The organism is Streptomyces sp. NPDC053513, assembly GCF_044544765.1.
GTDB classification, from domain to species: Bacteria; Actinomycetota; Actinomycetes; order Streptomycetales; family Streptomycetaceae; genus Streptomyces; species Streptomyces litmocidini.
The window spans coordinates 279,092-304,054 of sequence record NZ_JBITXP010000002.1; the positions used below are offsets into that span (position 1 = coordinate 279,092).

Here is a 24,963-nt window from a genome sequence, read left to right on the forward strand (position 1 = left end):
GGTCAGGGCCGGATGATGTTGGACATCGCATCGGGGGAGGCGTCCCATGGACGGGATCCAGGCCGTCATGCCAGAACAGCGCGGTACGGACGAAGAGCAGGGCGGGGCACGCGTCCCGCACGTGCCGGGCTTCGCGCGCCGCGCCGTCCCCGCCACCGGGGTCTACCCCAAGGACCGGGGCAAGCAGCTGCGCGAGCGGGTGCCCCGCTCCTCGCACGACCGGCCGGCCCTCGCCGCCGACCGCCCCGACGCCGTGCGCGCCGTCGAGGAGTCGAACCGGGGCCGAGTGCCCGAGCTCGCGCCGATACGGGTCGGCAGGATGGCGGCCGGCCCCTTCGCCTTCCTGCGCGGCTCCGCCGGGCTCATGGCCCAGGACCTCGTCGGGACGCCCGTCACCGGGATCGCCGCCCAGATATGCGGCGACGCGCACGCCGCCAACTTCGGCCTCTACGGTGACGCGCGCGGACGGCTCGTCATGGATCTCAACGACTTCGACGAGACCGTCGTCGGCCCCTGGGAATGGGACCTCAAGCGGCTCGCCACGTCCCTCGTCCTTGCCGGACGGGAAGTGGGGGCGGACGAGGACGTGTGCCGGGCCGCCGCGTTCGACACCGTCGGCGCGTACCGGCGCACCATGCGCCTGCTCGCCCGGCTGCCCGCACTCGACGCCTGGAACGCGATTGCCGACGAGGAACTCGTCTCGCACACCGACGCCCGTGACCTCCTCGGCACCCTGGAGCGGGTCTCCGCCAAGGCCCGCAACAACACGAGCGCCCGGTTCGCCGCCCGGTCGACCGAGGCCGTGACGGACGCCGAGGGCGGCGGCCGCAGGTTCGTGGACGCTCCCCCGGTGCTGCGCAGAGTCCCGGACACCGAGGCGGCCGCGGTCACCGAGTCCCTGGGCGCGTACCTGAAGACCGTGTCCGAGGACAGACTGCCGCTCCTCGCCCGGTACGCCGTCCACGACGTGGCCTTCCGGGTGGTCGGTACCGGAAGCGTCGGCACCCGCTCCTATGTGGTGCTGCTGCTCGACCACCGGGGCGAGCCGCTGGTGCTCCAGGTGAAGGAGGCCCGGCCCTCGGCCCTGCTGCCGCACCTGCGGGCCGCCGGATTCACCGTGCCGGACGCAGGTCACGAAGGGCGGCGCGTGGTGCTCGGACAGAAGCGGATGCAGGTCGTCAGCGACATCCTGCTGGGCTGGACCACGGTCGAGGGGCGTCCGTTCCAGGTGCGGCAGTTCCGCAACCGCAAGGGCAGCGTCGACCCCGCGGCCCTCACCGCGGACCAGCTCGACGACTACGGGCGGATGACCGGGGCCCTGCTCGCCCGCGCGCACGCCCACAGCGCCGACCCGCGCCTGATATCCGGCTACTGCGGCAAGAACGAGGAGCTCGACGAGGCCGTCGCCTCCTTCGCCGTCACGTACGCGGACCGCACCACCGCGGACCACGCCGACCTGCTCTCGGCCGTCCGCACGGGTCGCGTGGCGGCGGAACTGGGCGTCTGACGTCCGGCGGGGGCGGGGAACGAAAAAAGGGGGGAGGGGAGGGAGGGGGAGGGAGGGGGAGGCCCCCCCCGTAAGGACCGTAGGCTGGGTGGGACGAGGCGGAACGAGGACTTGGCGGGCGTGGACGTGAGCGTGGACCAGGGTGTGAACGAGGGACCCGGGGACGAGCGGCCCGAGGCCGAGCAGCCCGAGGCCGATCGGTCCGGGAACCGGGCGTCTGTGGATCCGTCGGTCGGTGTGCAGGAGGCCGTGGCTTCGGATGCCGCAGGCCCGCAGGCCGATGTGCGGGAGGCCGTGGACCCGGAGGCCGTGAGCCCGCAGACCGTGGGCCCGCAGGTGGGGGAGGAGCGGCCTGAGGCTCGGTTGGAGCAGGCCGTGCGGGTGGCCGAGCAGGCGTTGATCGAGTTCGAGATCGCCGTCGAGACCTTCCGGGTCGAGGTGGAGAACTTCTCGCGGCTGCACCACCAGAAGCTCGGGCCGATGTACGCGCGGCTCGACGAGCTCGACGCGCTGATCGCCGAGGCGCGGGCGGCGCGCACCGGGGACCCCGAGGATCTGCGGCGGGCGCAGGAGGCGCGGGCCGCGGTGCTGCCGATGCCCGGTGTGGACGAGCTCTTCAACGACTGGATCGACACCGACGGCCTCTCCCCCGAGGCCGCCGCGATGCTCACCGACCGGCCGGTGCAGCCGCCGAAGCGGGTCCGTCCCGGTGAGGAGGCCCGCAGGCTCTACCGCGAGCTGGCCCGCAAGGCCCATCCCGATCTGGCGCGTGAGGAGGACGAGCGGAAGCGGCGCGAGGAGTTCATCACGCGTGTGAACGCCGCCTACGCCCGGGGCGACGAGGCGTTGCTGCGTGAGCTCTCCGCGGAGTGGGAGGCCGGGCCGGTGCCGGCCGAGGAGCGGCTCAGCGAGAGCGAGGAGCTGTACGCGCGCCTGGAGTGGCTGGCCGAGCGCAAGGACATGCTGTCGGCGGTGGCGCGCGAGCTGGAGGAGAGCGCGATCGGCGCGATGCTGCGGATGGCGCCGGACGACCCGGACCGGCTCCTGGAGGAGATCGCCGAGCAGCTGCTCGCGCAGGTCTCCGAGCGGGAGAACGAGCTGGCCGGGCTGGTGCAGTAGTTTTTTCTGTGCGCCCGAGTCCTTCGGGCGGTACTGACGAGAGAAGGCCTTTCCCATGAATTTCTCCCCGCTGCCCTCCGTGGACGCGGCTTCCGTGCCGGCCGATGCCCTGGTGCTGGACGTCAGGGAGAACGACGAGTGGGTGGCCGGTCATGTCGAGGGTGCGCTGCACGTGCCGATGAGTGACTTCGTGGCCCGCTTCGGCGAGGTGACGGAGGCCGTGGCCGAGCGGGGGCGCGCCTATGTGATGTGCCGGGTCGGGGGTCGTTCGGCGCAGGTCACGCAGTATCTGGTGCAGCAGGGCTTCGACGCGGTGAACGTGGACGGCGGGATGCTCGCCTGGGACGGTGCCGGGCGGCCGATGGTGGCGGAGAGCGGGAACCCGGCCTTCGTCCTCTGATCCCTGGTTCCTCTGCGGCTTCCCGGGGGCGTCAGTCGAGGGGGTGGGCGGCCAGCAGGTCGCCGAGGGCCTCCTCGTGGGCGGCCGCGGGGCCGAGGGACAGTTCGAGGTGCTTGGCCCAGGCGTGGTAGCGGTGGAGCGGGTAGTCGGTGTCGGCGCCGAAGCCGCCGTGGAGGTGCTGGGCGGTCTGCAGCACGCGGCGTACCCCTTCGGAGGCCCAGATCTTCGCGACGGCGATGTCCCCTGCCGCGGGTAGCGGCCCGCCGGTGTCGCCGGTGAGGCGCCAGGCGGCCTGCCAGAGGGTGGCTTCCATGGCGCGCAGGTCGATGTAGCGGTCGGCGGTCTGGACGGCGACGGCCTGGAAGGTGGCCACGGGGTGGCCGAACTGTTCGCGTTTTCCGGTGTACTGGCTCGTCATGGCGAGGACGGTCTCTCCCAGGCCGAGGGCGAGGGCGCAGGTGCCGGTGGTGAGGATGTCGCGCAGTCGTGCGCAGGCTCCGTCGGTGGTGATGACGTCCGTGTCGTCGAGGTGCACGGCGTCGAGGCGGAGTTCGGCGAGGAGTTCGCCGTTGGTGGAGTACTGGTCGGTGAGGCCGAGTCCGTCGTGGGTGCGGGGCAGCAGGGCGAGGACGGTGCCGCCCTCGGTGGTGTGTGCGGGTACGGCGATGATGTCGGCGCGATGGGCCCAGGGGACTGCGGTCTGGAGGCCGTCGAGGGTCCAGCCGGTTGCGTCGCGGTGCGCGGTGACGGCGTGGGTGGCGGGTTCGTGGCCGGTGCGTCCCTGGGCGGCGGCGGTGAGGACGAGTTCGCCGCGGGTGACGCGGGGAAGCAGTGCGGCGGCCGTGCGGGGGTGGGCGTACCGCTCGACGGTGAGGGCGACGGCGCTGGTCTCCAGGAGCGGGACGCGGGCGAGGACGCGGGCGGATTCGCGCAGGACGAGGCAGAGGGCGATGGGGTCGAGGCCGGCGCCGCCGTGTTCGGGGGCGAGGGTGAGGCCGAGGAGGTCGGCGGCGGCGAGGCGTGCCCAGAGCGGCCGGTCGAGGTCTTCGGCCACGGCGCCCGGGGTGAGGGCGGGGCTGGGTACCGCGTCGGGTGCGACGTCCGAGAAGACCGCCTTGGCGGCTTCGACGGCTGCCTGCTGTTCTTCGGTGAAGGTGAAGTCCACGGTGCTGCCCTCCCGTTGCCTGCCCCTGCCCATCTGACGGTTCGTCAAGATAGAACAGGTTCTAGGGGAAGGGAATGGCGGCGCCGTCCGTGTTTCGGTGGCGCCGCCCTTCAGCCGGGGCTCGGGACCCGTCAGCGGTCGAAGTCCAACTCCACGTCCGGGGTGGCCGGGTGGGACTGGCAGGCCAGGACGTATCCGGCTTCGGTCTCCTCCGGCTCCAGGGCGAAGTTGCGGTCCATCCGCACCTCTCCGCCGACGACGAAGGCGCGGCAGGTGCCGCACACCCCGCCCTTGCAGGCGTACGGGGCGTCCGCGCGGGCGCGGAGCACGGTGTCGAGGAGCGTTTCGCCGCGCTCCACCGGCCAGGTGCCGGACCGGCCGTGCAGGGTGGCCGTCAGGGTGGCGTGCGCCGGGGCGTCCGCCGCGGGGGCGGGCGCGGGCGCGGAGCCGTCGTCGACGTGGAAGATCTCCTGGTGGATCCGGCCGCGGTCGACACCCAGGCCGCGCAGTGCCTGCTCGGCGCCCTGGACGAGTCCGAAGGGGCCGCAGAGGAACCAGCCGTCGATCGTGTCGACGGGCAGCATCGCGGGCAGGAGTTCGGTGAGCCGCTCGCGGTCGAGGCGACCGGAGGGCAGGCCTGCCTGCTGTTCTTCCCGGGAGAGCACGGTGACGAGCTGGAAGCGGTCCGGGTAGCGGTCCTTGAGGTCGGCGACCTCGTCGAGGAACATCGTGGACGCGGCGGTGCGGTCGCTGCGGATCAGGCAGAACCGGGCTTCCGGCTCGCGGGCGAGCAGGGTGGCCGCCATCGAGAGGACCGGGGTGATGCCGCTGCCGCCGACGACGGCGGCGAAGTGGCCGGGGCGCGGGGTGAGCGAGAAGCGGCCCATCGGCTCCATGACCTCGACGAGGTCGCCGACTGCCAGTTCCTTGAGCGCGTACGTCGAGAACGAGCCGCCGTCGACGAGCCGGATGCCGACGCGCAGGACGGGGGGTTCGCCGGGCGGGGAGGCGGGGGCGCAGATCGAGTACGTGCGCCGGATCTCCTCGCCCTGCTCGCCGGTGCGGCGCAGGGCGAGGTGCTGTCCGGGAAGGTGCCGGTACGCCTCGTGGAGCTCGGGCGGGACCGCGAAGGTGACGGCCACGGAGTCGTCCGTGAGGCGGTCGACCTCGCTCACCCGGAGCGGATGGAACCCGGCCCGTCCGGCGGCTGAGGACACCATCTACAGCTCCTTGAAGTGGTCGAACGGTTCGCGGCAGGCGGTGCAGCGGCGCAGTGCCTTGCACGCGGTGGAGGAGAAGCGGCTCAGGAGCTCGGTGTCGGTGGATCCGCAGTGCGGGCAGCGGATCGCCAGGGTGAGGGGCACGGGGCCGCCCGCGGGTCCCTGGGGGCGGGGCGGGGCGATGCCGAACTCGGTGAGCTTGCGCCGTCCTTCCTCGCTGATGTCGTCGGTGGACCAGGCCGGGGCGAGGACCGTGACGACGGTGACGTCCGGCACGCCGTGCTCGTGGAGGGCCTGCTCGATGTCGGAGGCCATGGCCTCGATGGCGGGGCAGCCCGTGTAGGTGGGGGTGAGGGAGACCTCGACCCGGCCGGGGCCGAGGACCTGCACGCCCCGCATGACGCCGAGTTCCTCCAGGGTGAGGACGGGCAGCTCCGGGTCGGGGACGGAGCCGGCGACGCGGCTCAGTTCCTCTTCCAGGGCCGTCATGGTCACCATGTCGCCCCCGGGTGGCTGCGGTGCAGGTGCTGCATCTCGGCGAGCATCCGGCCGAAGGACTCGGTGTGGAGGCCCTGCCGGCCGGCGCCCGCGCTCCAGGCGCCGGTGCGCGGCCCGGAGGGCACGGTGAGCGTGGCCCGGCCGAGGACGTCGGTTACCGAGTCCAGCCAGGCGGTCTCCAGGGCCGGGAGGTCCAGGTCGAGGCCGTCGACGGGCTGGAACAGCTCGCCGGTGTACCGCCAGAGGGCGTCGCAGGCGCGCTGCATCCGCTGGTGGCTCTCGGGGGTGCCGTCGCCGAGGCGCAGGGTCCAGTGCTCGGCGTGGTCCCGGTGGTAGGCGACCTCCTTGACGGCCTTGGCCGCGAGGCCGGCGAAGGGGCCGTCGCCGGAGGCCAGCTGTCCGTACAGGAGGTGCTGGTAGGTGGAGAAGTAGAGCTGCCGGGTGATGGTGTGGGCGAAGTCGCCGTTGGGCTGCTCGACGAGCTGGCTGTTCCGGAAGGAGCGCTCCTCGCGGAGGTAGGCGAGTTCGTCCTCGTCGCCGACGAGGGAGAGCAGGACCCGGGCCTGGCCGAGGAGGTCGAGGGCGATGTTGGCCAGGGCGACCTCCTCCTCCAGGACGGGGGCGGAGCCGGCCCACTCCCCCAGGCGGTGGGAGAGGACGAGGGCGTCGTCGCCGAGGGCGAGCGCCGCGGCCGTCGAAACGGTGGTCTCGGTGGTCACAGGTGCTTCACCCCTTCCGGGATCTCGTAGAAGGTCGGGTGGCGGTAGGGCTTGTCCGCGGCCGGCTCGAAGAAGGGGTCCTTCTCGTCGGGCGAGGAGGCGGTGATGGCCGTGGAGGGGACGACCCAGATCGACACGCCTTCGGACCGGCGGGTGTAGAGGTCGCGGGCGTTGCGCAGGGCCATCTCCGCGTCGGGTGCGTGGAGACTGCCCGCGTGGGTGTGGGACAGTCCGCGGCGGGAGCGGACGAACACCTCCCACAGCGGCCAACCGTCGGTCGTCATGCCTGTGCCTCCCCGTGCTTTCCGGTGTGCTTGTCCGCGTAGGCCGCCGCCGCTTCTCTGACCCAGGCGCCGTCCTCGTGGGCCTGGCGTCGCTTGCTCAGCCGCTGGTCGTTGCAGGGGCCGTTGCCCTTGAGGACGTCCCAGAACTCGTCCCAGTCGATCGGGCCGAAGTCGTAGTGCCCGCGCTCCTCGTTCCACCGGATGTCGGGGTCGGGGAGAGTGAGGCCGAGGGCCTCGGCCTGGGGCACGGCGATGTCGACGAAGCGCTGGCGCAGTTCGTCGTTTGAGTGGCGCTTGATCTTCCAGGCCATCGCCTGGGCGGTGTGGGTCGACTCGTCGTCCGGGGGGCCGAACATCATCAGGGAGGGCCACCACCAGCGGTTCACGGCGTCCTGGGCCATCGCGTGCTGGGCCTCGGTGCCGCGGGAGAGGGCGAGCAGTGCCTCGTACCCCTGGCGCTGGTGGAAGGACTCCTCCTTGCAGACCCGGACCATCGCGCGGGCGTAGGGGCCGTAGGAGCAACGGCAGAGGGGCACCTGGTTGGTGATCGCGGCGCCGTCCACGAGCCAGCCGATCGCGCCGACGTCGGCCCAGGTCAGCGTGGGGTAGTTGAAGATCGAGGAGTACTTCTGGCGGCCGGAGTGGAGCTTGTCGAGGAGCTCGTCGCGGCTGGTGCCGAGGGTCTCCGCCGCGCTGTACAGGTACAGGCCGTGGCCGGCCTCGTCCTGCACCTTGGCCATGAGGATCGCCTTGCGTCGCAGCGAGGGCGCGCGGGTGATCCAGTTCGCCTCGGGCTGCATGCCGATGATCTCGGAGTGGGCGTGCTGCGCGATCTGCCGGACGAGGGAGGCGCGGTAGGCCTCGGGCATCCAGTCGCGCGGCTCGATCCGCTCGTCGGCGGCGACGGCGGCGTCGAACACGGCCTCGTAGGCGGCCTGCTCGGCCGCCGCGGCCGTGTCCGACGCGCCGGGCACGCCCGTGGTCCCTGCCGTCCCTGCCGTCACTGCGGTCATCAGACCCCCTACCGACCGATCGTTCGGTTGAATGACTTCAATGGTGGGTCGACGGCCCGTATGGTGTCAACCCTGTGGATAACCGAGGCGGGCCGATCGGGATCGGGGCGGGATGGACGCGTACGTCGAAAAGGACGCGGTCGAGATGAGCGACGACGGGCGCAGACCCCCCGAGGACCCGCCGGCGCACGGACGAGATCACCTCGAGAAATCCCCGACGACCCCCTCCGAGTCCCCGGACCGGCCCGACGCGCCCTCCGAGGCCCCGGACGCCCCCGGTACTCCTTCCGGGACCACCGGCGCTCCTTCCGGGACCGAGGGGGCCGGTGCCGGGATCATGGCCCTCTCGCTGCCGTACCAGGTCGTCGCCGCCGTGGCGCTCGCTGTCGTCGGGGTGTTCGCCTGCGTCCACCTGGCGATGGTGTTCCTGCACGTGGCGCCGTCCAACACGCTGACCAAGCGGCACGGCGAGGCCGTCAGCGACTGGATCTACCCCGAGTTCGAGCAGAACTGGAAGCTCTTCGCGCCCAACCCGCTCCAGGCGAACATCTCCGTCGAGGTCCGGGCCGAGCTCGCCGACGCCGACGGAGGCCGCCGCACCACCGGCTGGATCGACCTCACCGCCCAGGACATCGAGGCGATCCGCCACAACCCCATGCCCAGCCACGCGCAGCAGAACCAGCTGCGCAGGGCCGTGGACTTCTACCTCAACACGCACGACGACGACAACCGCTCCAACGGCTCGCGCGGCAGCTTCTCGGAGCAGTACATCCGCCGGATCGCGATGTTCAGGCTCGAAGCCCTCGAAGGGCCCGACGGGCGGACCCTCGGCCCCGACGTGCGGCGCATCCAGCTCCGCACCGTCTCCCGGACCGTCCCCGCCGCCCGGTGGAGCACCGAGAGGACACGGACCACCCCCTCCTACCGCGACCTCCCGTGGTGGACGATCACCGAGGCCGACCGGTCCGTCGGCGCCGTCACGAGCCGCACGGAGGCGGGCCGATGAGCACTTCCACCGCCACGCCCGCGCGTGCCCGTGAACCCTTCGACCGCCGGCTCGCCCGCGGGGTGCAGGCCGTCACGGGCCGTCCCCTCGCTCCGTATCAGAGCGCGATCATCCGGATCGGCTTCTCGCTGACCTGGCTGCTCTTCCTGCTGCGCGAGCTGCCCCACCGACACCAGCTGTACGGGCCCGACAGCCCCTGGTCCTGGGAGCTGGCGCAGCGGCTGGTCGCCGACAACCGGGCCTTCACGGTGCTCCTGTGGTCGGACGGCCGGATCTGGTTCGAGGTCGTCTACGGGCTCGCGGTGGTCTCGGCCGCGCTGCTCCTCGTCGGCTGGCGCACCCGGGCCGTGTCCGTGGTCTTCATGGTCGGGGTGCTCTCGCTGCTGAACCGCTCCGTCTTCGTGGGCGACGGCGGCGACAACGTCCTGCACATCGTCTCGATCTACCTCGTCTTCACCCGCTGCGGCCGGGTGTGGTCCCTGGACGCCCGGCGGGCGGCCCGTGAGGACCGCGCGGCCCGGGCCGGGGAGCCCGCGCGCCGTGATGTCGTCGGGCCGCTGCTGTGGGTGGTGCTCGGCGGCTTCCTCCTCGCCGCCACCTGGTTCAGCGACGTCTCCGGTGAGTGGTGGGTGCCGGTGCTGCTGTGGGTGCTGTGGCTGGGCAACGGGCTGTGGTGGCTGGTCTGCCGGATCGCCCCCGGGGAGCCCCGCACCCTGCTCGACGTCCTCGCGAACCTCGCGCACAACGCCGTCCTCGTCGTGATCATGGTCGAGGTCTGTCTGATCTACGCCACGGCCGGCTGGTACAAGATCCAGGGCTCGCGCTGGCAGGAGGGGACCGCGCTGTACTACCCGCTCCACCTGGACTACTTCTCGCCCTGGCCGGCCCTCTCCCAGCTGCTCGGCGCCAGCGGGGTCATGGTGATGCTGCTGTCCTACGGCACGGTCATCGTCCAGGTCGCCTTCCCCTTCACGCTCTTCAACCGCAAGGTCAAGAACGTCCTCCTGGCCGTGATGATGATGGAGCACGCCGGGATCGCGGTGCTCCTCGGGCTGCCGGTCTTCTCGCTCGCGATGATCTCCGCCGACGCCGTGTTCCTGCCGACGGCGTTCCTGGTGTGGCTGGGCGCCCGGGTGGCGGTGGGCAGGGACCGGCTGCTGAGGCGGACCCCCGCCGGGGCGCTGCCCGAGCAGCGCCGTACGGCCGAGGAGCACGGCCCCCGTACCCTCGTCGGGTGAGCACCACGGAAGAACAGCCCGAGCCGGTCCAGTACGACGAGGGGTTCGGCCCCGAGATCGGCGTCGGGCCGCACCCGGAGCCGTGGCCGCAGGACGAGCGGTACGACCCCGAACTGCTCGCCGGCGGCGACCGGCGCAACGTCGTGGACCGCTACCGGTACTGGACGCGCGAGGCGGTCGTCGCCGACCTGGACACCCGGCGCCACGACTTCCACGTGGCGGTGGAGAACTGGGGCCACGACTTCAACATCGGTTCGGTCGTGCGGACCGCGAACGCCTTCCTGGCGAAGGAGGTCCACATCGTGGGCCGCCGCCGCTGGAACCGGCGGGGCGCCATGGTCACCGACCGCTACCAGCACGTCCGGCACCACCCGGACACCGCGTCGCTGACCTCGTGGGCGGCGGCCGAGGGCATCCCCGTCATCGGGATCGACAACCTGCCGGGGGCCGTTCCGCTGGAGCGGACCGTGCTCCCCCGCCGCTGCGTGCTGCTCTTCGGGCAGGAGGGCCCGGGACTCACCGAGGAGGCCCGCGCCCATGTGGAGATGGTCTGCTCGATAGCCCAGTTCGGCTCGACCCGGTCGATCAACGCGGGCGCGGCCGCCGCGATCGCCATGCACGCGTGGGTGCAGCGGTACGCGGAGATCGACGCCCCCTAGGCAGTCTCTTCCGGATCTCGCCTCGTCCGCGCCGCCCGGCACCGCACCTCGCCGCGTTGTCGGAAAGGCCAAGGACGTCCAGTGATCGGGCATTCCTCCGCCTTGCGGTGCGCGGCACCGGACGACGCGGGCTTGACCGGCAAGATCCGGAAGAGACGGCCTGGCTCTCGCGGAAGAGTGCTCGTGGAGGCCCCGGAGGGCCTCCACGAGACCGTGGATCAGGCCTGGCGGCGGACCTCCACCACCCGGAAGCGGTTGGAGACGAAGGCGCCGTCGCACAGCGCGGCGTTCGCCGCCGGGTTGCCGCCGGAGCCGTGGAAGTCGGAGAACGCGGCCGTCTGGTTCACGTACACCCCGCCCGTGAGGTTCAGCGAGAGCTGGGCCGACTCCTCCAGGCAGACCTCCTCCACCGCGCGCTCGGTGTCCGCCGAGGTCGTGTAGGCGCCGACCGTCATCGCGCCCTTCTCACGGACCGTGCGGCGCAGCAGCTCCAGGGCGTCGGCGGTGGAGTCCACCGAGACGGCGAAGGAGACCGGGCCGAAGCACTCCGAGAAGTACGCGGCCTGGGCGTCCGGCTTGGAGCCGTCCAGCTTCACGATGACCGGAGTCCGGACCACGGCGTCCGGGTACTCCGGGTTGACCACCTCGCGGGAGGCGAGCGCGACCTCGCCGAGCTCGGCGGCGGCCTCCAGGCGCGCCTTCACGTCCGGGTTGACCAGGGCGCCCAGCAGACCGTTCGCCCGGGCGTCGTCGCCGAGCAGGCCGCCGACCGCCGCCGCGAGGTCGGCGACGACCTCGTCGTACGACTTCGGGCCCTGGTCGGTGGTGATGCCGTCGCGGGGGATCAGCAGGTTCTGCGGTGTGGTGCACATCTGGCCGCTGTACAGGGAGAGCGAGAAGGCCAGGTTGGCCAGCATCCCCTTGTAGTCGTCGGTGGAGTCGACCACGACCGTGTTGACGCCGGCCTTCTCGGTGTAGACCTGGGCCTGTCGGGCGTTGGCCTCCAGCCAGTCGCCGAAGGCGGTGGAGCCGGTGTAGTCGATGATGCGGATCTCGGGGCGGACGGCCAGGGTCTTGGCGATGCCCTCGCCGGGACGCTCGACGGCGAGCGCGACCAGGTTCGGGTCGAAGCCGGCCTCCGCGAGCACCTCACGGGCGACCTTCACCGTCAGCGCGAGCGGCAGGACGGCGCGCGGGTGCGGCTTGACCACGACCGGGTTGCCGGTGGCGAGGGAGGCGAACAGGCCCGGGTAGCCGTTCCACGTGGGGAAGGTGTTGCAGCCGATGACCAGCGCGATGCCGCGGCCGACGGGGGTGAACTCCTTGCTCAGCTCCAGGGGGTCGCGCTTGCCCTGCGGCTTGGACCAGCCGGCCCGCCCGGCGGGCGTGCGGGTCTGCTCCTCGTACGCGTACGCCACGGCCTCCAGGCCGCGGTCCTGGGCGTGCGGGCCGCCGGCCTGGAACGCCATCATGAACGCCTGGCCGCTGGTGTGCATGACGGCGTGGGCGAACTCGTGGGTCCGGGCGGAGATCCGGGCGAGGATCTCCAGGCAGACCAGGGCGCGGGTCTCGGCGCCGGCGTCCCGCCAGGCGCCCATGCCCGCGCGCATGGCGGGGAGCAGCACGTCGAGGTCGGCGTGCGGGTACTCGATGCCGAGCGCCGGGCCGTACGGCGAGATCTCGCCGCCGGTCCAGCCGTCCGTCCCCGGCTGGTCGAGGTCGAAGCGGGTGTTCAGCACGGACTGGTGGGCGGCGAGGCCCGCCGCGGCGTCGAGCGAGCCGTCCGCGCCGTACGCCTTCGGGTGCTCGGGGTACGGCGACCAGTAGGCGCGGGTGCGGATGGTGGCGAGCGCCTGGTCGAGTGTGGACCGGTGCTTCTCGGCCAGACGGTCGGTGGTCAGCTGAGCGGTGGCCATCGATGGACCAACTCCTCGTCGAGCTGGGCAGGGAGACGCGTACGGAGTTAGAGTAACCGAACGATCGGTCGGGACAAGGGGGTCCGTCGATCCTGTGGAAAACCGATCGGGGAGGATCACTCCTATGAGTGCCGACGTGAGCACCAACGTGACCGTCAGGGGGAGCGACGACGTGACCGCCCGTGAGACCGCCGCCGAGGGGCAGGACGCCGCCGCCGTCGGACCCGACCGCACCGTCGCCGTCGTCGGCACCGGCACCATGGGCCAGGGCATCGCCCAGGTCGCGCTGGTCGCAGGCCACCCCGTGCGCCTCTACGACAGCGCTCCCGGCCGGGCCGCCGAGGCCGTCGCCGCCCTCACCGCCCGCCTGGACCGGCTCGTGGAGAAGGGCCGCCTCGTCGCCGCCGCGAGGGAGGCCGCCGTCGGCCGGCTGCACGCCGCCGAGGATCCCGCCGAGCTCGCGGACGCCGCGCTGGTGATCGAGGCGATCGTCGAGGACCTGGCGGTCAAGCAGCGGCTCTTCGCCGACCTGGAGAAGATCGTCGGCGACGACGCCGTCCTCGCCACGAACACCTCCTCCCTCTCCGTCACCGCCATCGCCGGAGGACTGCGGCTGCCCGGCCGGTTCGTCGGACTGCACTTCTTCAACCCGGCCCCGCTGCTCCCCCTCGTCGAGGTCGTCAGCGGCTTCGCCACCGATCCGGACGTCGCCACGCGCGCGTACGAGACGGTCAAGGGCTGGGGCAAGACGCCGGTGCGCTGCGCGGACACCCCCGGCTTCATCGTGAATCGGGTCGCCCGCCCCTTCTACGCCGAGGCGCTCCGGGTCTTCGAGGAGGGCGCGGCCGACCCCGCCACCATCGACGCGGCCCTGCGCGAGTGCGGAGGCTTCCGCATGGGGCCCTTCGAGCTGACCGACCTCATCGGCCAGGACGTGAACGAGGCCGTCACCCGGTCCGTGTGGGAGTCCTTCTACCAGGACCCCAAGTTCACCCCCTCGCTCGCGCAGCGCCGGCTCGTCGAGTCGGGACGCCTCGGCCGCAAGTCGGGGCACGGCTGGTTCTCGTACGCGGAGGGCGCGGAGCGGCCCGAGCCGCGGACGGAGGCGCCGGCCGAGGCGCCGAAGCGGATCGTCGTCGAGGGCGACCTGGGCCCCGCCGAGCCGCTGGTGGCCCTCTTCGAGGAGGCCGGGATCGCCGTCCGGCGCAAGAAGGGCGACGGGAACATCGTGCTGCCGGGCGGCGGCCTGCTGATGCTCGCGGACGGCGAGAGCTCCTTCGAGTTCTTCCCCGAGGAGATCGTCTACTTCGACCTCGCCCTCGACTACGCGCGCGCGAGCCGGATGGTCCTGTCCACGGGGCGGCGCACCGCGCCCGAGACCCTCGCCGAGGCCGTCGGCCTCTTCCAGGCGCTGGGCAAGCAGGTCTCCGTGATCGGCGACGTGCCCGGCATGATCGTGGCCCGTACGGTCGCCATGCTGGCCGACCTCGCCGCCGACGCGGTCGACCGGGGGGTCGCGACCGCCGAGGACGTGGACACGGCGATGCGGCTCGGGGTCAACTATCCGGCCGGCCCCCTGGAGTGGGCCGAGAAGCTGGGGCCCCGGCGGGTCTGCGACCTGCTCAGGGCGCTGCACGAGCGCTATCCGACGGGCCGGTACGGGCCGAGCCAGGCCGTCGCCCGTCGGTGTGCCGAGGCCGATGAGGAGGACTCCCGATGACCACGGCCAAGCGCGACACCTACACCCCCGAGACGCTGCTCTCGGTCGCCGTCCAGGTCTTCAACGAGCGCGGCTACGACGGCACGTCGATGGAGCACCTGTCCAAGGCGGCGGGGATCTCGAAGTCCTCGATCTACCACCACGTCTCCGGCAAGGAGGAGCTGCTGCGGCGGGCGGTCAGCCGGGCGCTCGACGGGCTCTTCGCGGTGCTCGACGAGCCGGGGGCCGGGCGCGGCAGGGCTGTCGAGCGGGTCGAGTACGTCACGCGCCGCACCGTCGAGGTGCTGATAGCGGAGCTGCCGTACGTGACGCTGCTGCTGCGGGTGCGGGGCAACACCGCCACCGAGCGGTGGGCGATGGAGCGGCGCCGCGAGTTCGACCACAAGGTGGCCGATCTGCTGAAGGCCGCGGCCGCCGAGGGCGACCTGCGGGCCGACGTGGACATCCGGCTCGCGACCCGGCTCCTCTTCGGCATGATCAACTCGCTGGTGGAGTGGTACCGGCCGCATCCGGGTGCGACGGCGGAGGGGGAGCAGCTCGCCGAGACGGTCGCCCACCTGGCCTTCGACGGGCTGCGGACGGCGCGCTGAGGCGTCTTACGGGCCCTGGCCTCGTCGTACGGGCCCGGCTGGAGCCATCGTACGGGCCCTGACCTCTTCGTACGGGCCCGCTGGAGCCGTCGTACGGGCCCCTGGCTCTTCGTACGGGCTCGCTGACCCCTCGTACGGGCTATCGAGGTTCCGGCGGTCGGTCTCAGCGCCCCGGGTCCCGGTGGTCCGGGTCCAGGTCCGTCTCCTCGAAGACCAGCAGGGTCCGGGTGGAGAGCACCTCGGGGATCGACTGGAGCTTGGTGAGCACCAGCTCGCGCAGGGTCCGGTTGTCGGGGGTGTGGACGAGCAGCAGGACGTCGAAATCGCCGCTGACCAGGGCGATGTGCGCGGCTCCCGGCAGGGCCTGGAGCTGTTCGCGCACGGTCCGCCAGGAGTTCTGGACGATCTTGAGCGTGATGTAGGCGGAGGCTCCGTGCCCCGCCCGTTCGTGGTTGACGCGGGCGCTGAAGCCGCGGATCACCCCGTCGTCGATGAGCCGGTTGATCCGCGCGTACGCGTTGGCCCGGGAGACGTGCACCCGCTCGGCCACGGAGCGGACCGAGGCGCGGCCGTCCGTCTGCAGGATGCGCAGGATGTCGCGGTCGACGGCGTCCAGCGGGCGTGCCGGGGCTCCTGGGATCACCGGTGCCGGCGCCGGTGCGACGACCCGGTCCCAGTCCTCGGCCATTTGTTCATCCGCCATGTGCCCCCGCCTCTCTCCGGTGGACTACCTGCCCTTATCCCAGGCTGTGGAGAACCGTTTGTCCACAGGCTGGAGGTGCCTGTAGCCAAAATGCCTCCACGACCGAACAATCGGTAGGTGAGGCGCGCCACACTCGCGCCACCCGCCTTCGGGTCTTATGCCCGCTCCCATGAGGAGGTGGACTCGTTGCAACAGCGCAGTTCGACAGTCCAAGAGCCGCCCGGTGCCGTCCCCGCTGACCGGCACACCCCGCCGACGTGGCAGCCGCGTACCGACCCCGCCCCGCTGCTGCCGGAGGCCGAGCCGCTGCGTGTGCTCGGCACGGACGCCGTGGCCGACGCCGACCCCGCGCTGATGCTCCGGCTCTACGCGGAGCTGATCCGCGGCCGCCGGTACAACACCCAGGCCACCGCCCTCACCAAGCAGGGCCGGCTCGCCGTGTACCCGTCCACCACCGGCCAGGAGGCGTGCGAGATCGCCGCCGCCCTCGCCCTGGAAGAGCGGGACTGGCTCTTCCCCTCGTACCGCGACACCCTCGCGGCCGTCGCCCGGGGCCTCGACCCCGTCCAGGCCCTCACCCTGCTGCGCGGCGACTGGCACACCGGGTACGACCCGCACGAGCACCGCATCGCGCCGCTCTGCACGCCCCTCGCCACCCAGCTCCCGCACGCCGTGGGCCTCGCCCACGCCGCCCGCCTCAAGGGCGACGACGTCGTGGCCCTGGCCATGGTCGGCGACGGCGGCACCAGCGAGGGCGACTTCCACGAGGCGCTGAACTTCGCCGCCGTCTGGCAGGCCCCCGTGGTCTTCCTCGTGCAGAACAACGGCTTCGCGATCTCCGTGCCGCTCGCCAAGCAGACCGCGGCCCCCTCCCTCGCCCACAAGGCCGTCGGGTACGGCATGCCGGGCCGGCTCGTCGACGGGAACGATGCGGTCGCCGTCCACCAGGTGCTCACCGAGGCCGTGGCCCGCGCGCGGCGCGGCGGCGGCCCCACCCTCGTCGAGGCGGTCACCTACCGGATCGACGCCCACACCAACGCCGACGACGCGACCCGCTACCGCACGGCCGACGAGGTCGAGGCCTGGCGGGCGCACGACCCGATCCTCATCCTCGAACGGGAACTGACGGAGCGTGGCCTGCTCGACGAGGACGGCAGGCGCGCGGCGGCCGAGGCCGCCGAGACGATGGCGGCGGAGCTGCGCGAACGGATGAACGCCGACCCGGTGCTCGACCCGATGGAGCTCTTCTCCCACGTCTACGCGGAGCAGACGACACAGCTGCGCGAGCAGGCGGCGCAGCTGCGCGCCGAACTCGAAGCCGAGGGTGAGGCGTGATGACGACCGCGACGACCGGCCCCGCCGCGGCCAAGGCCGGCGGGAACGCCGCGAAGCCGAAGCCCGCCACGATGGCGCAGGCGCTCCAGCGCGCCATGCGCGACGCGATGGCCGAGGACCCGACCGTCCACGTGATGGGCGAGGACGTCGGCACCCTCGGCGGCGTCTTCCGGGTCACCGACGGGCTCGCCAAGGAGTTCGGCGAGGACCGGTGCACGGACACCCCGCTGGCCGAGGCGGGCATCCTCGGCGCGGCCGTCGGCATGGCCATGTACGGCCTGCGGCCGGTCGTGGAGATGCAGTTCGACGCGTTCGCCTACCCGGCGTTCGAGCAGCTGCTCTCCCACGTGGCGAAGATGCGGAACCGCACCCGGGGCACGATGCCGATGCCGATCGTCATCCGCGTCCCGTACGGCGGCGGGATCGGCGGCGTCGAGCACCACAGCGACTCCTCCGAGGCCTACTACACGGCCACACCGGGACTGCACGTCGTCACCCCGGCGACCGTCGAGGACGCCTACGGGCTGCTGCGCGCGGCCATCGCCTCCGACGACCCGGTGGTCTTCCTGGAGCCCAAGCGGCTCTACTGGTCCAAGTCCGACTGGTCCCCCGAGGCGCCCGCGCCCGTGGAGCCGATCGGCAAGGCCGTCGTGCGGCGCCGGGGCACCGGCGCCACCCTGATCACCTACGGTCCCTCGCTGCCGGTCTGCATGGAGGCGGCGGAGGCCGCCCAGGCCGAGGGCTGGGACCTGGAGGTCGTCGACCTGCGCTCGCTCGTGCCGTTCGACGACGAGACCGTCTGCGCCTCGGTGCGGCGCACCGGCCGCGCGGTCGTCGTCCACGAGTCGACCGGCTTCGGCGGCCCCGGCGCGGAGATCGCCGCGCGCGTGACCGAGCGCTGCTTCCACCACCTGGAGGCGCCGGTGCTGCGGGTCGCGGGCTTCGACATCCCGTACCCGCCGCCGATGCTGGAGCGGCACCATCTGCCGGGCGTGGACCGGGTCCTGGACGCGGTGGCGCGACTGCAGTGGGAGGCGGGCAGCTGATGGCACAGGTCCTTGAGTTCAAGCTGCCCGACCTCGGCGAGGGCCTCACCGAGGCCGAGATCGTGCGCTGGCTGGTCGCCGTCGGCGACGTCGTCGCCATCGACCAGCCGGTCGTCGAGGTCGAGACGGCCAAGGCCATGGTCGAGGTGCCCTGCCCGTACGGCGGTGTCGTCACCGCCCGGTACGGCGAGGAGGGCACCGAACTGCCCGTCGGCGCACCACTCCTGACGGTCGCCGTCGGCGGCACGGGCGCTCCGGAGGAGCTCGCGGAGGCCGCTCCCGGAGCCGCCCCCACGGGGGGCCGGGCCGACGCCGAGTCGGCCGTCTCCTCGGAGTACTCGGGCAACGTGCTCGTCGGCTACGGCACGGCCGGGCCCGCCGCCCGCCGTCGCCGGGTGCGGCACACGAACCCGGCGGCCGCGCCGGCCGCGCAGGCTCCTGCCACCGCCCAAGCTCCTGCGGCCGCTCCTGCCGCACCAGCCGCTCCTGCCGCACCGGTCGCCGCTCCGGCGGCCGGCGGGCACGCGGGCCCGGTGCCCGTCATCTCGCCGCTCGTGCGGAAGCTGGCCCGCGACCGGGGCCTCGATCTGCGGGAGGTGCGCGGATCCGGGCCCGAGGGGCTGATCCTGCGGGCCGACGTGGAGCTGGCCCTCGCGGCCCTGGAGCAGCCGGCCGTCGCACCGGCGCCCGCCCCGAGCACCGCCGCGGCCCCCGTCGCGACGGCCGGCGAGCGCGTTCCGCTGCGCGGGGTCCGCGGTGCGGTGGCGGACAAGCTGTCCCGCAGCCGTACGGAGATCCCCGACGCGACCTGCTGGGTCGACGCCGACGCCACCGAGCTGATGGCGGCACGGGCGGCGATGAACGCGGCCGGCGGGCCGAAGATCTCGCTGCTCGCGCTCCTCGCGCGCATCTGCGTCCACGCGCTGGCCCGTTTCCCCGAGCTCAACTCCACGGTGGACACGGCCGCCCGGGAGATCGTCCGGCTGCCGTCCGTGCACCTCGGCTTCGCCGCGCAGACCCCGCGCGGGCTGGTCGTCCCCGTGGTCAAGGACGCGGGGAGCAGGACGGCCGAGTCGCTGACGGAGGAGTTCGCCCGGCTGACGGAGGCGGCACGGCAGGGCGCGATCACCCCGGCCGATCTGACCGGCGGCACGTTCACCCTGAACAACTACGGGGTGTTCGGGGTCGACGGCTCCACGCCGATCATCAACCACCCCGAGGCCGCCATGCTCGGCGTCGGCCGGATCATCCCCAAGCCCTGGGTCCACCAGGGCGAACTGGCGGTCCGTCAGGTGGTGCAGCTCTCGCTCACCTTCGACCACCGTGTCTGCGACGGCGGCACGGCGGGCGGCTTCCTGCGGTACGTGGCGGACTGCGTCGAGCAGCCCGCCGTCCTGCTCCGCACGGTCTGACGAGGGACGGCCGTACCGGACCCCCACCCGGTACGGCCGGCCGACGCGGACCGCTCGGTGCGGACCGGCCGATGCAAACCGCTCGGTGCGGACCGGCCGACGCGGGCTGCCCGGTGCGGACCGGCCGACGCGGGTTGCCCGGTGCGGACCGGTCACTGCGGACCGGTCGACGTGGGTCGCCCGATGTGGTCCGCCCGGTGCGGACCGGCCGACGGGCCGTGTCGGTGGCCGGTCACGGCCCGTCGGCCGGGTGGTCGTTCGCGCGGGCCCGTCTCAGCAAGGGAGACGGGCCCGTCGACGGTGGGACCGGGCGGCCCATACTGCTGGGGTGACCACCGCATACGACGCCGTCGTGCTCGCCGGGGGTGCCGCCCGGCGCCTCGGCGGCTCCGACAAGCCAGGGGTACGCGTCGGGGGCCGGACCCTCCTCGACCGGGTGCTCGCGGCCTGTCCCGACGCCGGCCGGACCGTGGTCGTCGCGTCTCCCCGCCCGACCGCCCGCCCCGTCCGCTGGACCAGGGAGGACCCGCCCGGCGGCGGCCCGCTGGCCGCGCTCGGCGCCGGCGTCCGGGAGACCCGCGCCGACGTCCTCCTCGTCCTCTCCGCCGACCTGCCCTTCCTGGACGGGACCGCTGTCCGCCGCCTCCTCGACGCGCTCGACGCGACCCCCGGGGCCGAGGCTGCGCTCCTCGCCGACGCCGACGGCCGGGACCAGCCGCTCGTCGCCGCGTACCGCCGCGCCCCGCTCCTGCGTGAACTGGCTCTCATCACCGACCGAAGAGGCACCCTCGAAGGCGGTCCCCTGCGTCTCCTCACCGGGGGACTGCACCTCACCCGGGTCGCCGCGGGCCCCCTCGCCTCCTTCGACTGCGACACCTGGGAGGACATCGCCACGGCCCGGGCCCGCATCAGGGAGCATGGGACCGTGCTGGATGAATGGATCACCGCAGTCAAGAACGAACTGGGGATCGAACTGGACGTCGACACCGGCGTGCTGCTCGACCTCGCCCGTGACGCCGCCCACGGCGTGGCCCGCCCCGCCGCTCCCCTGACCACCTTCCTGGTCGGCTACGCGGCCGCCCGTGCGGGCACCGGGGGAGGACCGGAGGCCGTCGCCGAGGCGGCCCGCAAGGCCGCGGCGCTCGCGCAGCGCTGGGCCGCCGAACAAGAGCCCGAGCAAGAGCCCGAACAGGGTGCCGAGCAGGACGAGGCCGGATGACTCCGAAGGAGCCCCTCCCCGCGGCCCCCGGTCCCGCCACCGGCGCGCAGGCCGGGACGCCGCACCGGGCCACCGCCTGGCCCGAGGCCAGGGCCGTCGCCGCCCGCGCCGGGAGCACCGCGCGGGCCGAGCGGGAGCCGCGCCGTCTCCCGCTCGGGCAGGCCCTCGGCCAGGTCCTGGCCGAGCCGCTCCTCGCCCTCACCGACCTGCCCTCCTTCGACACCTCCGCCATGGACGGCTGGGCCGTCGCGGGCCCGGGCCCCTGGACCGTCCGCGCGGAGACCCCCGTCCTCGCGGGTCACGCGCCCGCCGCCGCCCTGACCGAGGGCGAGACCGTACGGATCGCCACCGGCGCCCCCGTTCCGCCCGGGACCACCGCCGTCATCCGTGCCGAGCACTCCCGTACGGAACGGACCGGAGCCCTCACCGGGCCGGGGCTTCTGCTGCACGCCCTGCGTGACGTGGTCTCCGGGCAGGACATCAGGCCCCGGGGCCAGGAGTGCCGGTCCGGCGACGAGCTGTTGCCCGTCGGCACGGCCGTGACCCCCGCCGTGCTGGGCCTCGCCGCGGCCGCCGGTTACGACGAGCTCCCCGTGCCGCCGCGCCCCCGGGTGGAGGTCCTCGTCCTCGGCGACGAGCTGCTCACGGCCGGTCTCCCCCACGAGGGGCTCATCCGCGACGCCCTCGGCCCGATGCTCGGTCCCTGGCTCGTGGCGCTCGGCGCGGAGGTGCTCGCCACCCGGCGGATCGGCGACGACGCCGAGGAGCTGTACGCGGCCGTGACGGGCTCCGCCGCCGACCTGGTCGTCACCACCGGGGGCACCGCCGCCGGACCCGTCGACCACCTCCACCGCGTCCTCGACAAGGCGGGCGCCACCCTCCTGGTCGACGGGGTGAAGGTCCGCCCCGGCCACCCGATGCTCCTCGCGGCCCTGGGCGGCGGTCGCCACCTCGTCGGCCTGCCCGGCAACCCGCTCGCCGCCGTCTCCGGGCTCCTCACGCTCGCCGAGCCGCTCCTCGCCGCCCTGGATGGCGCCTCTCCCACCGGGGGCCGTGCCCCCCTCCTGGAGGAGGTGCACGGGCACCCCCACGACACCCGGCTCGTCCCGGTCGTCCGCCGGGCCGAGCGGCTCGTTCCGCTGCGCTACAACGGGCCCGCCATGCTCCGGGGCATCGCCGTCGCGGACGGCATGGCCGTCGTCCCGCCCGGCGGCGCCCGGTCCGGCCAGGAGCTGGACGTCCTCGACCTTCCCTGGCCGCCGACGTCGGGCGCCGTACCGGCCCAAGGAGCGTGTTTCACGTGAAACTTCCCAGTCGCGACGTGATGGCTCGCCACGCGGACGAACGGGTCTCGGGTCCGCGGATCCAGCTGCCCCGCAGGGTCGTCGAGAGGCCGCTGCGCCAGGTCGGCAAACGGCTGCTCATGGCGCTCGGCGTGCTGATCGTGACGGTGCTCATCGTCTACGTCGACCGCGACGGCTACCACGACAACGCCGACGAGAGGCTCGACTTCCTCGACAGCGTCTACTACGCGACCGTGACGCTCTCCACCACCGGCTACGGCGACATCGTGCCGTACAGCGACTCGGCGCGGCTCGCCAACATCCTCCTTGTCACGCCCCTGCGCGTGCTCTTCCTGATCATCCTGGTCGGCACCACCCTCGAGGTCCTCACCGAACGGACCCGGGAGGAGTTCCGGCTGAACCGCTGGAGGTCCACCTTGCGCGACCACACCGTCATCGTCGGTTTCGGGACGAAGGGGCGGTCCGCGATCCAGACGCTCTGCGCGACCGGGCTCCGCAAGGACCAGATCGTCATCGTCGACCCCTCCACGAAGGTGATCGAGACGGCGAACGCGGACGGCTTCGTCGGCGTCATCGGCGACGCGACCCGCAGTGACGTGCTGCTCCGCGCCGAGGTGCAGCGGGCCCGGCAGATCGTCATCGCCACCCAGCGCGACGACACGGCGGTCCTGGTCACCCTCACGGCACGCCAGCTCAACCGCGGCGCGAAGATCGTCGCGGCGGTCCGCGAGGAGGAGAACGCGCCGCTGCTCCGCCAGTCCGGCGCGGACGCGGTCATCACCAGCGCCAGCGCCGCCGGGCGCCTGCTCGGACTGTCCGTGCTGAGCCCCAGCGCCGGCACGGTCATGGAGGACCTCATCCAGCAGGGCTCGGGCCTCGACCTCGTGGAACGGCCGGTGACCAAGAGCGAGGTCGGCAAGAGCGTGCGGGAGACCGGCGACCTGGTGGTGAGCGTGCTCCGCGGCCACCGGCTCCTCGGCTACGACGACCCCGCGGCCAGCCCGCTCCAGCTCACCGACCGGGTGATCACCATCGTGCGTGCCGCGCCGGTGACCCCGCTCTCCATGCCGCCCGAGGACTGACCCGCCGGAGCACCGACTCGCCGGAGGACCGGCCCGTCGGACGAGTAGCCTCGCCGCCATGTATGCGATCACGATTCCGGAACCCGGCGGTCCCGAGGCGCTCGTCTGGGCCGAGGTGCCCGATCCCGTACCCGGCGAGGGCGAGGTGCTGGTCGAGGTGGCGGCCAGCGCGGTCAACCGCGCCGATCTGCTCCAGCGCCAGGGCTTCTACGACCCGCCGCCGGGCAGCTCCCCGTACCCCGGCCTGGAGTGCGCGGGCCGGGTCGCCGCGCTCGGCCCCGGGGTGTCCGGCTGGGCCGTCGGCGACGAGGTGTGCGCGCTGCTCGCCGGCGGCGGCTACGCGGAGAAGGTCGTGGTCCCGGCCGGCCAGCTGTTGCCCGTCCCGGAGGGCGTCGACCTGACCACGGCCGCCGCGCTCCCCGAGGTCGCGTGCACGGTCTGGTCCAACGTCTTCATGCTCGCGCACCTGCGGCCCGGCGAGACGCTGCTCGTGCACGGCGGTGCGAGCGGGATCGGCACGATGGCGATCCAGCTGGCGAAGGCGGTCGGCGCGCGGGTCGCGGTCACCGCCGGAGGCCCCGAGAAGCTGGCGCGCTGCGCCGAGCTGGGCGCGGACATCCTCATCGACTACCGCGAGCAGGACTTCGTCGAGGAGCTGGCGAAGGCGACGGACAGCGCGGGCGCGGACGTCATCCTGGACATCGTGGGCGCCAAGTACCTGGAGCGGAACGTGAAGGCGCTGGCCGTGAACGGCCGACTCGTCGTCATCGGCCTCCAGGGCGGGGTGAAGGGCGAGCTGAACCTCGGCGCGCTGCTCGCGAAGCGTGCGGCCGTCCTGGCGACGACGCTGCGGTCCCGTCCGGCGCAGGAGAAGGCGGCGATCGTCGCGGCCGTACGGGAGCACGTCTGGCCGCTGATCGGCGCGGGCACGGTCCGTCCGGTCGTCGACCGGACGCTGCCGATGACGGAGGCCGCCGAGGGGCACCGGGCCCTTGAGGACGGCCGACACGTCGGCAAGGTGTTGCTCCTCACGCCCCAGGCCTGACCCGCGCGAAAGGGCCCGACCCAAGTGGAAGGGCCTGCGCGCAAGGAAGGGCCCGGCCGCACGCGGTGGGGATCCGCGCACATGCGGAAGGGCCCGGCACACAGGGTGTGCCGGGCCCTTCCGCGCGTACGGACGCGACCTACAGGTACGGTCCCGAGCGCACCGCGTGCCCGTGGCCGTGGTCGTCGTCATCGTCGTGGGACGCGCCCGGAGGCAGCGCGCGGCGCATCTGCTCCAGCTGCGCGCGGGCCGCCATCTGCTGGGCGAATAGCGCCGTCTGGATGCCGTGGAAGAGGCCCTCGAGCCAGCCCACCAGCTGCGCCTGCGCGATGCGCAGCTCCGCCTCGGAGGGGATCGCCTCGTCCGTGAACGGCAGGGAGAGCCGCTCCAGTTCCTCGACCAGTTCGGGCGCCAGCCCGTCCTCCAGCTCCTTCACGGAGCTGGCGTGGATGTCCTTGAGCCTGACCCGGCTCGCCTCGTCCAGAGGGGCCGCCCGTACTTCCTCCAGGAGCTGCTTGATCATGCTGCCGATCCGCATGACCTTCGCAGGCTGCTCGACCATTTCCGTCACCGGGACCTCGCGGGGTTCGTCGTCGCCCTGAGTGCCGCCGAGCGCCATCCCGTCCTGTCCCACGATGAGGACCTGGGGGCTCTCCTGCGACCTGTCATTCCTCGGCATCTCCATGCCGCCATTCTCTCGTACGCATGCCTCACCACACGGTGTGCCCCTGTACGGGGGTGATCCACCCTCGTACAGGGGCAC

General features: G+C 73.1%; 24 protein-coding genes. 15 read left to right on the forward strand and 9 right to left on the reverse strand.

Annotation, left to right across the window (positions count from 1 at the left end; all coding sequences use genetic code 11):
• The first annotated feature begins 46 nt into the window (after positions 1-46).
• From ACIGW4_RS04500 to ACIGW4_RS04510, 3 genes are all read left to right on the forward strand, one after another.
• Positions 47-1,507 (forward strand): DUF2252 domain-containing protein, encoded by a 1,461-nt coding sequence (locus ACIGW4_RS04500; protein ID WP_399578422.1) that lies wholly within the window; start codon positions 47-49, stop codon positions 1,505-1,507.
• Positions 1,508-1,801: 294 nt separating this feature from the next.
• Positions 1,802-2,626: a hypothetical protein gene (locus ACIGW4_RS04505; RefSeq protein WP_398708431.1), complete on the forward strand. Its 825-nt coding sequence runs from the start codon at positions 1,802-1,804 to the stop codon at positions 2,624-2,626.
• Between the two features lie 55 nt (positions 2,627-2,681).
• A complete protein-coding gene (locus ACIGW4_RS04510) occupies positions 2,682-3,026 on the forward strand; it encodes a rhodanese-like domain-containing protein (protein WP_399578424.1) in 345 nt (114 codons plus the stop codon).
• A 31-nt stretch (positions 3,027-3,057) separates the two neighbouring features.
• On the opposite strand, the gene ACIGW4_RS04515 is transcribed toward ACIGW4_RS04510, so the two are convergent.
• The 6 genes from ACIGW4_RS04515 to paaA form a co-directional block, all read right to left on the reverse strand.
• A complete protein-coding gene (locus ACIGW4_RS04515) occupies positions 3,058-4,191 on the reverse strand; it encodes an acyl-CoA dehydrogenase family protein (RefSeq protein WP_399578677.1) in 1,134 nt (377 codons plus the stop codon).
• A 131-nt stretch (positions 4,192-4,322) separates the two neighbouring features.
• Complete coding sequence (locus ACIGW4_RS04520; protein ID WP_399578426.1) at positions 4,323-5,411, reverse strand: 2Fe-2S iron-sulfur cluster-binding protein; 1,089 nt, start codon at positions 5,409-5,411, stop codon at positions 4,323-4,325.
• A complete protein-coding gene (gene paaD / locus ACIGW4_RS04525) occupies positions 5,412-5,909 on the reverse strand; it encodes a 1,2-phenylacetyl-CoA epoxidase subunit PaaD (protein ID WP_123453505.1) in 498 nt (165 codons plus the stop codon).
• Positions 5,903-6,628 (reverse strand): 1,2-phenylacetyl-CoA epoxidase subunit PaaC, encoded by a 726-nt coding sequence (paaC, locus tag ACIGW4_RS04530; protein ID WP_399578427.1) that lies wholly within the window; start codon positions 6,626-6,628, stop codon positions 5,903-5,905. Before paaC ends, paaD begins: the two co-directional genes overlap by 7 nt.
• Positions 6,625-6,912 carry a 1,2-phenylacetyl-CoA epoxidase subunit PaaB gene (gene paaB, locus ACIGW4_RS04535; RefSeq protein WP_030692422.1) on the reverse strand — a complete coding sequence of 96 codons (288 nt, stop codon included), beginning with the start codon at positions 6,910-6,912 and terminating at the stop codon, positions 6,625-6,627. Before paaB ends, paaC begins: the two co-directional genes overlap by 4 nt.
• On the reverse strand, positions 6,909-7,925 hold the full coding sequence (gene paaA / locus ACIGW4_RS04540; protein WP_398708031.1) for a 1,2-phenylacetyl-CoA epoxidase subunit PaaA: 1,017 nt from the start codon (positions 7,923-7,925) through the stop codon (positions 6,909-6,911). The genes paaB and paaA overlap by 4 nt, the downstream gene beginning before the upstream one ends.
• A 112-nt stretch (positions 7,926-8,037) precedes the next feature.
• Between paaA and ACIGW4_RS04545 the strand changes: the two genes are divergently transcribed.
• From ACIGW4_RS04545 to ACIGW4_RS04555, 3 genes are read left to right on the forward strand one after another with little or no spacing between them, the layout of a single operon-like run.
• Positions 8,038-8,931 (forward strand): DUF5819 family protein, encoded by an 894-nt coding sequence (locus ACIGW4_RS04545; RefSeq protein ID WP_399578429.1) that lies wholly within the window; start codon positions 8,038-8,040, stop codon positions 8,929-8,931.
• Positions 8,928-10,169 carry an HTTM domain-containing protein gene (locus ACIGW4_RS04550; protein WP_399578431.1) on the forward strand — a complete coding sequence of 414 codons (1,242 nt, stop codon included), beginning with the start codon at positions 8,928-8,930 and terminating at the stop codon, positions 10,167-10,169. The genes ACIGW4_RS04545 and ACIGW4_RS04550 overlap by 4 nt, the downstream gene beginning before the upstream one ends.
• On the forward strand, positions 10,166-10,828 hold the full coding sequence (locus tag ACIGW4_RS04555) for a TrmH family RNA methyltransferase (protein WP_123453497.1): 663 nt from the start codon (positions 10,166-10,168) through the stop codon (positions 10,826-10,828). Before ACIGW4_RS04550 ends, ACIGW4_RS04555 begins: the two co-directional genes overlap by 4 nt.
• Before the next feature lie 218 nt (positions 10,829-11,046).
• Here the strand turns inward: ACIGW4_RS04555 and paaN are convergent, their stop codons facing one another.
• Complete coding sequence (paaN, locus tag ACIGW4_RS04560; RefSeq protein WP_359586684.1) at positions 11,047-12,744, reverse strand: phenylacetic acid degradation protein PaaN; 1,698 nt, start codon at positions 12,742-12,744, stop codon at positions 11,047-11,049.
• Between the two features lie 124 nt (positions 12,745-12,868).
• Between paaN and ACIGW4_RS04565 the strand changes: the two genes are divergently transcribed.
• Entirely contained in the window at positions 12,869-14,464 is a 1,596-nt protein-coding gene (locus ACIGW4_RS04565) for a 3-hydroxyacyl-CoA dehydrogenase (protein ID WP_399578435.1), read from the forward strand.
• The gene (locus ACIGW4_RS04570) at positions 14,461-15,054 is read left to right on the forward strand and encodes a TetR/AcrR family transcriptional regulator (RefSeq protein ID WP_398708038.1); all 594 of its coding nucleotides are present in this window, start codon (positions 14,461-14,463) and stop codon (positions 15,052-15,054) included. The genes ACIGW4_RS04565 and ACIGW4_RS04570 overlap by 4 nt, the downstream gene beginning before the upstream one ends.
• 163 nt (positions 15,055-15,217) lie before the next feature.
• On the opposite strand, the gene ACIGW4_RS04575 is transcribed toward ACIGW4_RS04570, so the two are convergent.
• A complete protein-coding gene (locus tag ACIGW4_RS04575) occupies positions 15,218-15,757 on the reverse strand; it encodes an Lrp/AsnC family transcriptional regulator (RefSeq protein ID WP_399578436.1) in 540 nt (179 codons plus the stop codon).
• A 177-nt stretch (positions 15,758-15,934) separates the two neighbouring features.
• On the opposite strand from ACIGW4_RS04575, the gene pdhA reads away from it, so the two are divergent.
• From pdhA to ACIGW4_RS04610, 7 genes are all read left to right on the forward strand, one after another.
• A complete protein-coding gene (gene pdhA / locus ACIGW4_RS04580) occupies positions 15,935-17,092 on the forward strand; it encodes a pyruvate dehydrogenase (acetyl-transferring) E1 component subunit alpha (RefSeq protein ID WP_399578679.1) in 1,158 nt (385 codons plus the stop codon).
• Positions 17,092-18,138 carry an alpha-ketoacid dehydrogenase subunit beta gene (locus ACIGW4_RS04585; protein ID WP_359586686.1) on the forward strand — a complete coding sequence of 349 codons (1,047 nt, stop codon included), beginning with the start codon at positions 17,092-17,094 and terminating at the stop codon, positions 18,136-18,138. Before pdhA ends, ACIGW4_RS04585 begins: the two co-directional genes overlap by 1 nt.
• Positions 18,138-19,550, forward strand: a complete 1,413-nt coding sequence (locus ACIGW4_RS04590) for a dihydrolipoamide acetyltransferase family protein (protein ID WP_399578438.1) — start codon at positions 18,138-18,140, stop codon at positions 19,548-19,550. Before ACIGW4_RS04585 ends, ACIGW4_RS04590 begins: the two co-directional genes overlap by 1 nt.
• Before the next feature lie 328 nt (positions 19,551-19,878).
• Positions 19,879-20,769 carry an NTP transferase domain-containing protein gene (locus ACIGW4_RS04595; protein ID WP_399578440.1) on the forward strand — a complete coding sequence of 297 codons (891 nt, stop codon included), beginning with the start codon at positions 19,879-19,881 and terminating at the stop codon, positions 20,767-20,769.
• Positions 20,766-22,073: a molybdopterin molybdotransferase MoeA gene (locus ACIGW4_RS04600; protein WP_399578442.1), complete on the forward strand. Its 1,308-nt coding sequence runs from the start codon at positions 20,766-20,768 to the stop codon at positions 22,071-22,073. Before ACIGW4_RS04595 ends, ACIGW4_RS04600 begins: the two co-directional genes overlap by 4 nt.
• A gap of 20 nt (positions 22,074-22,093) precedes the next feature.
• Entirely contained in the window at positions 22,094-23,155 is a 1,062-nt protein-coding gene (locus tag ACIGW4_RS04605) for a TrkA family potassium uptake protein (protein ID WP_260174651.1), read from the forward strand.
• Between the two features lie 58 nt (positions 23,156-23,213).
• Positions 23,214-24,200, forward strand: coding sequence for an NAD(P)H-quinone oxidoreductase (locus ACIGW4_RS04610; protein WP_399578443.1), 987 nt, complete (start codon positions 23,214-23,216; stop codon positions 24,198-24,200).
• 139 nt (positions 24,201-24,339) lie between these two features.
• Here the strand turns inward: ACIGW4_RS04610 and ACIGW4_RS04615 are convergent, their stop codons facing one another.
• On the reverse strand, positions 24,340-24,885 hold the full coding sequence (locus ACIGW4_RS04615; RefSeq protein ID WP_123453478.1) for a bacterial proteasome activator family protein: 546 nt from the start codon (positions 24,883-24,885) through the stop codon (positions 24,340-24,342).
• Positions 24,886-24,963 lie beyond the last annotated feature (78 nt).

Coding starts and splice junctions, on each gene's coding strand:
- ACIGW4_RS04500 (WP_399578422.1), top strand. CDS start 47: ATGGACGGGATCCAGGCCGTCATGCCAGAACAGCGCGGTACGGACGAA.
- ACIGW4_RS04510 (WP_399578424.1), top strand. CDS start 2,682: ATGAATTTCTCCCCGCTGCCCTCCGTGGACGCGGCTTCCGTGCCGGCC.
- ACIGW4_RS04520 (WP_399578426.1), bottom strand. CDS start 5,411: ATGGTGTCCTCAGCCGCCGGACGGGCCGGGTTCCATCCGCTCCGGGTG.
- paaD (WP_123453505.1), bottom strand. CDS start 5,909: ATGGTGACCATGACGGCCCTGGAAGAGGAACTGAGCCGCGTCGCCGGC.
- paaB (WP_030692422.1), bottom strand. CDS start 6,912: ATGACGACCGACGGTTGGCCGCTGTGGGAGGTGTTCGTCCGCTCCCGC.
- paaA (WP_398708031.1), bottom strand. CDS start 7,925: ATGACCGCAGTGACGGCAGGGACGGCAGGGACCACGGGCGTGCCCGGC.
- ACIGW4_RS04545 (WP_399578429.1), top strand. CDS start 8,038: ATGGACGCGTACGTCGAAAAGGACGCGGTCGAGATGAGCGACGACGGG.
- ACIGW4_RS04550 (WP_399578431.1), top strand. CDS start 8,928: ATGAGCACTTCCACCGCCACGCCCGCGCGTGCCCGTGAACCCTTCGAC.
- paaN (WP_359586684.1), bottom strand. CDS start 12,744: ATGGCCACCGCTCAGCTGACCACCGACCGTCTGGCCGAGAAGCACCGG.
- ACIGW4_RS04565 (WP_399578435.1), top strand. CDS start 12,869: ATGAGTGCCGACGTGAGCACCAACGTGACCGTCAGGGGGAGCGACGAC.
- ACIGW4_RS04570 (WP_398708038.1), top strand. CDS start 14,461: ATGACCACGGCCAAGCGCGACACCTACACCCCCGAGACGCTGCTCTCG.
- ACIGW4_RS04575 (WP_399578436.1), bottom strand. CDS start 15,757: ATGGCGGATGAACAAATGGCCGAGGACTGGGACCGGGTCGTCGCACCG.
- ACIGW4_RS04585 (WP_359586686.1), top strand. CDS start 17,092: ATGACGACCGCGACGACCGGCCCCGCCGCGGCCAAGGCCGGCGGGAAC.
- ACIGW4_RS04590 (WP_399578438.1), top strand. CDS start 18,138: ATGGCACAGGTCCTTGAGTTCAAGCTGCCCGACCTCGGCGAGGGCCTC.
- ACIGW4_RS04600 (WP_399578442.1), top strand. CDS start 20,766: ATGACTCCGAAGGAGCCCCTCCCCGCGGCCCCCGGTCCCGCCACCGGC.
- ACIGW4_RS04605 (WP_260174651.1), top strand. CDS start 22,094: ATGGCTCGCCACGCGGACGAACGGGTCTCGGGTCCGCGGATCCAGCTG.
- ACIGW4_RS04610 (WP_399578443.1), top strand. CDS start 23,214: ATGTATGCGATCACGATTCCGGAACCCGGCGGTCCCGAGGCGCTCGTC.
- ACIGW4_RS04615 (WP_123453478.1), bottom strand. CDS start 24,885: ATGGAGATGCCGAGGAATGACAGGTCGCAGGAGAGCCCCCAGGTCCTC.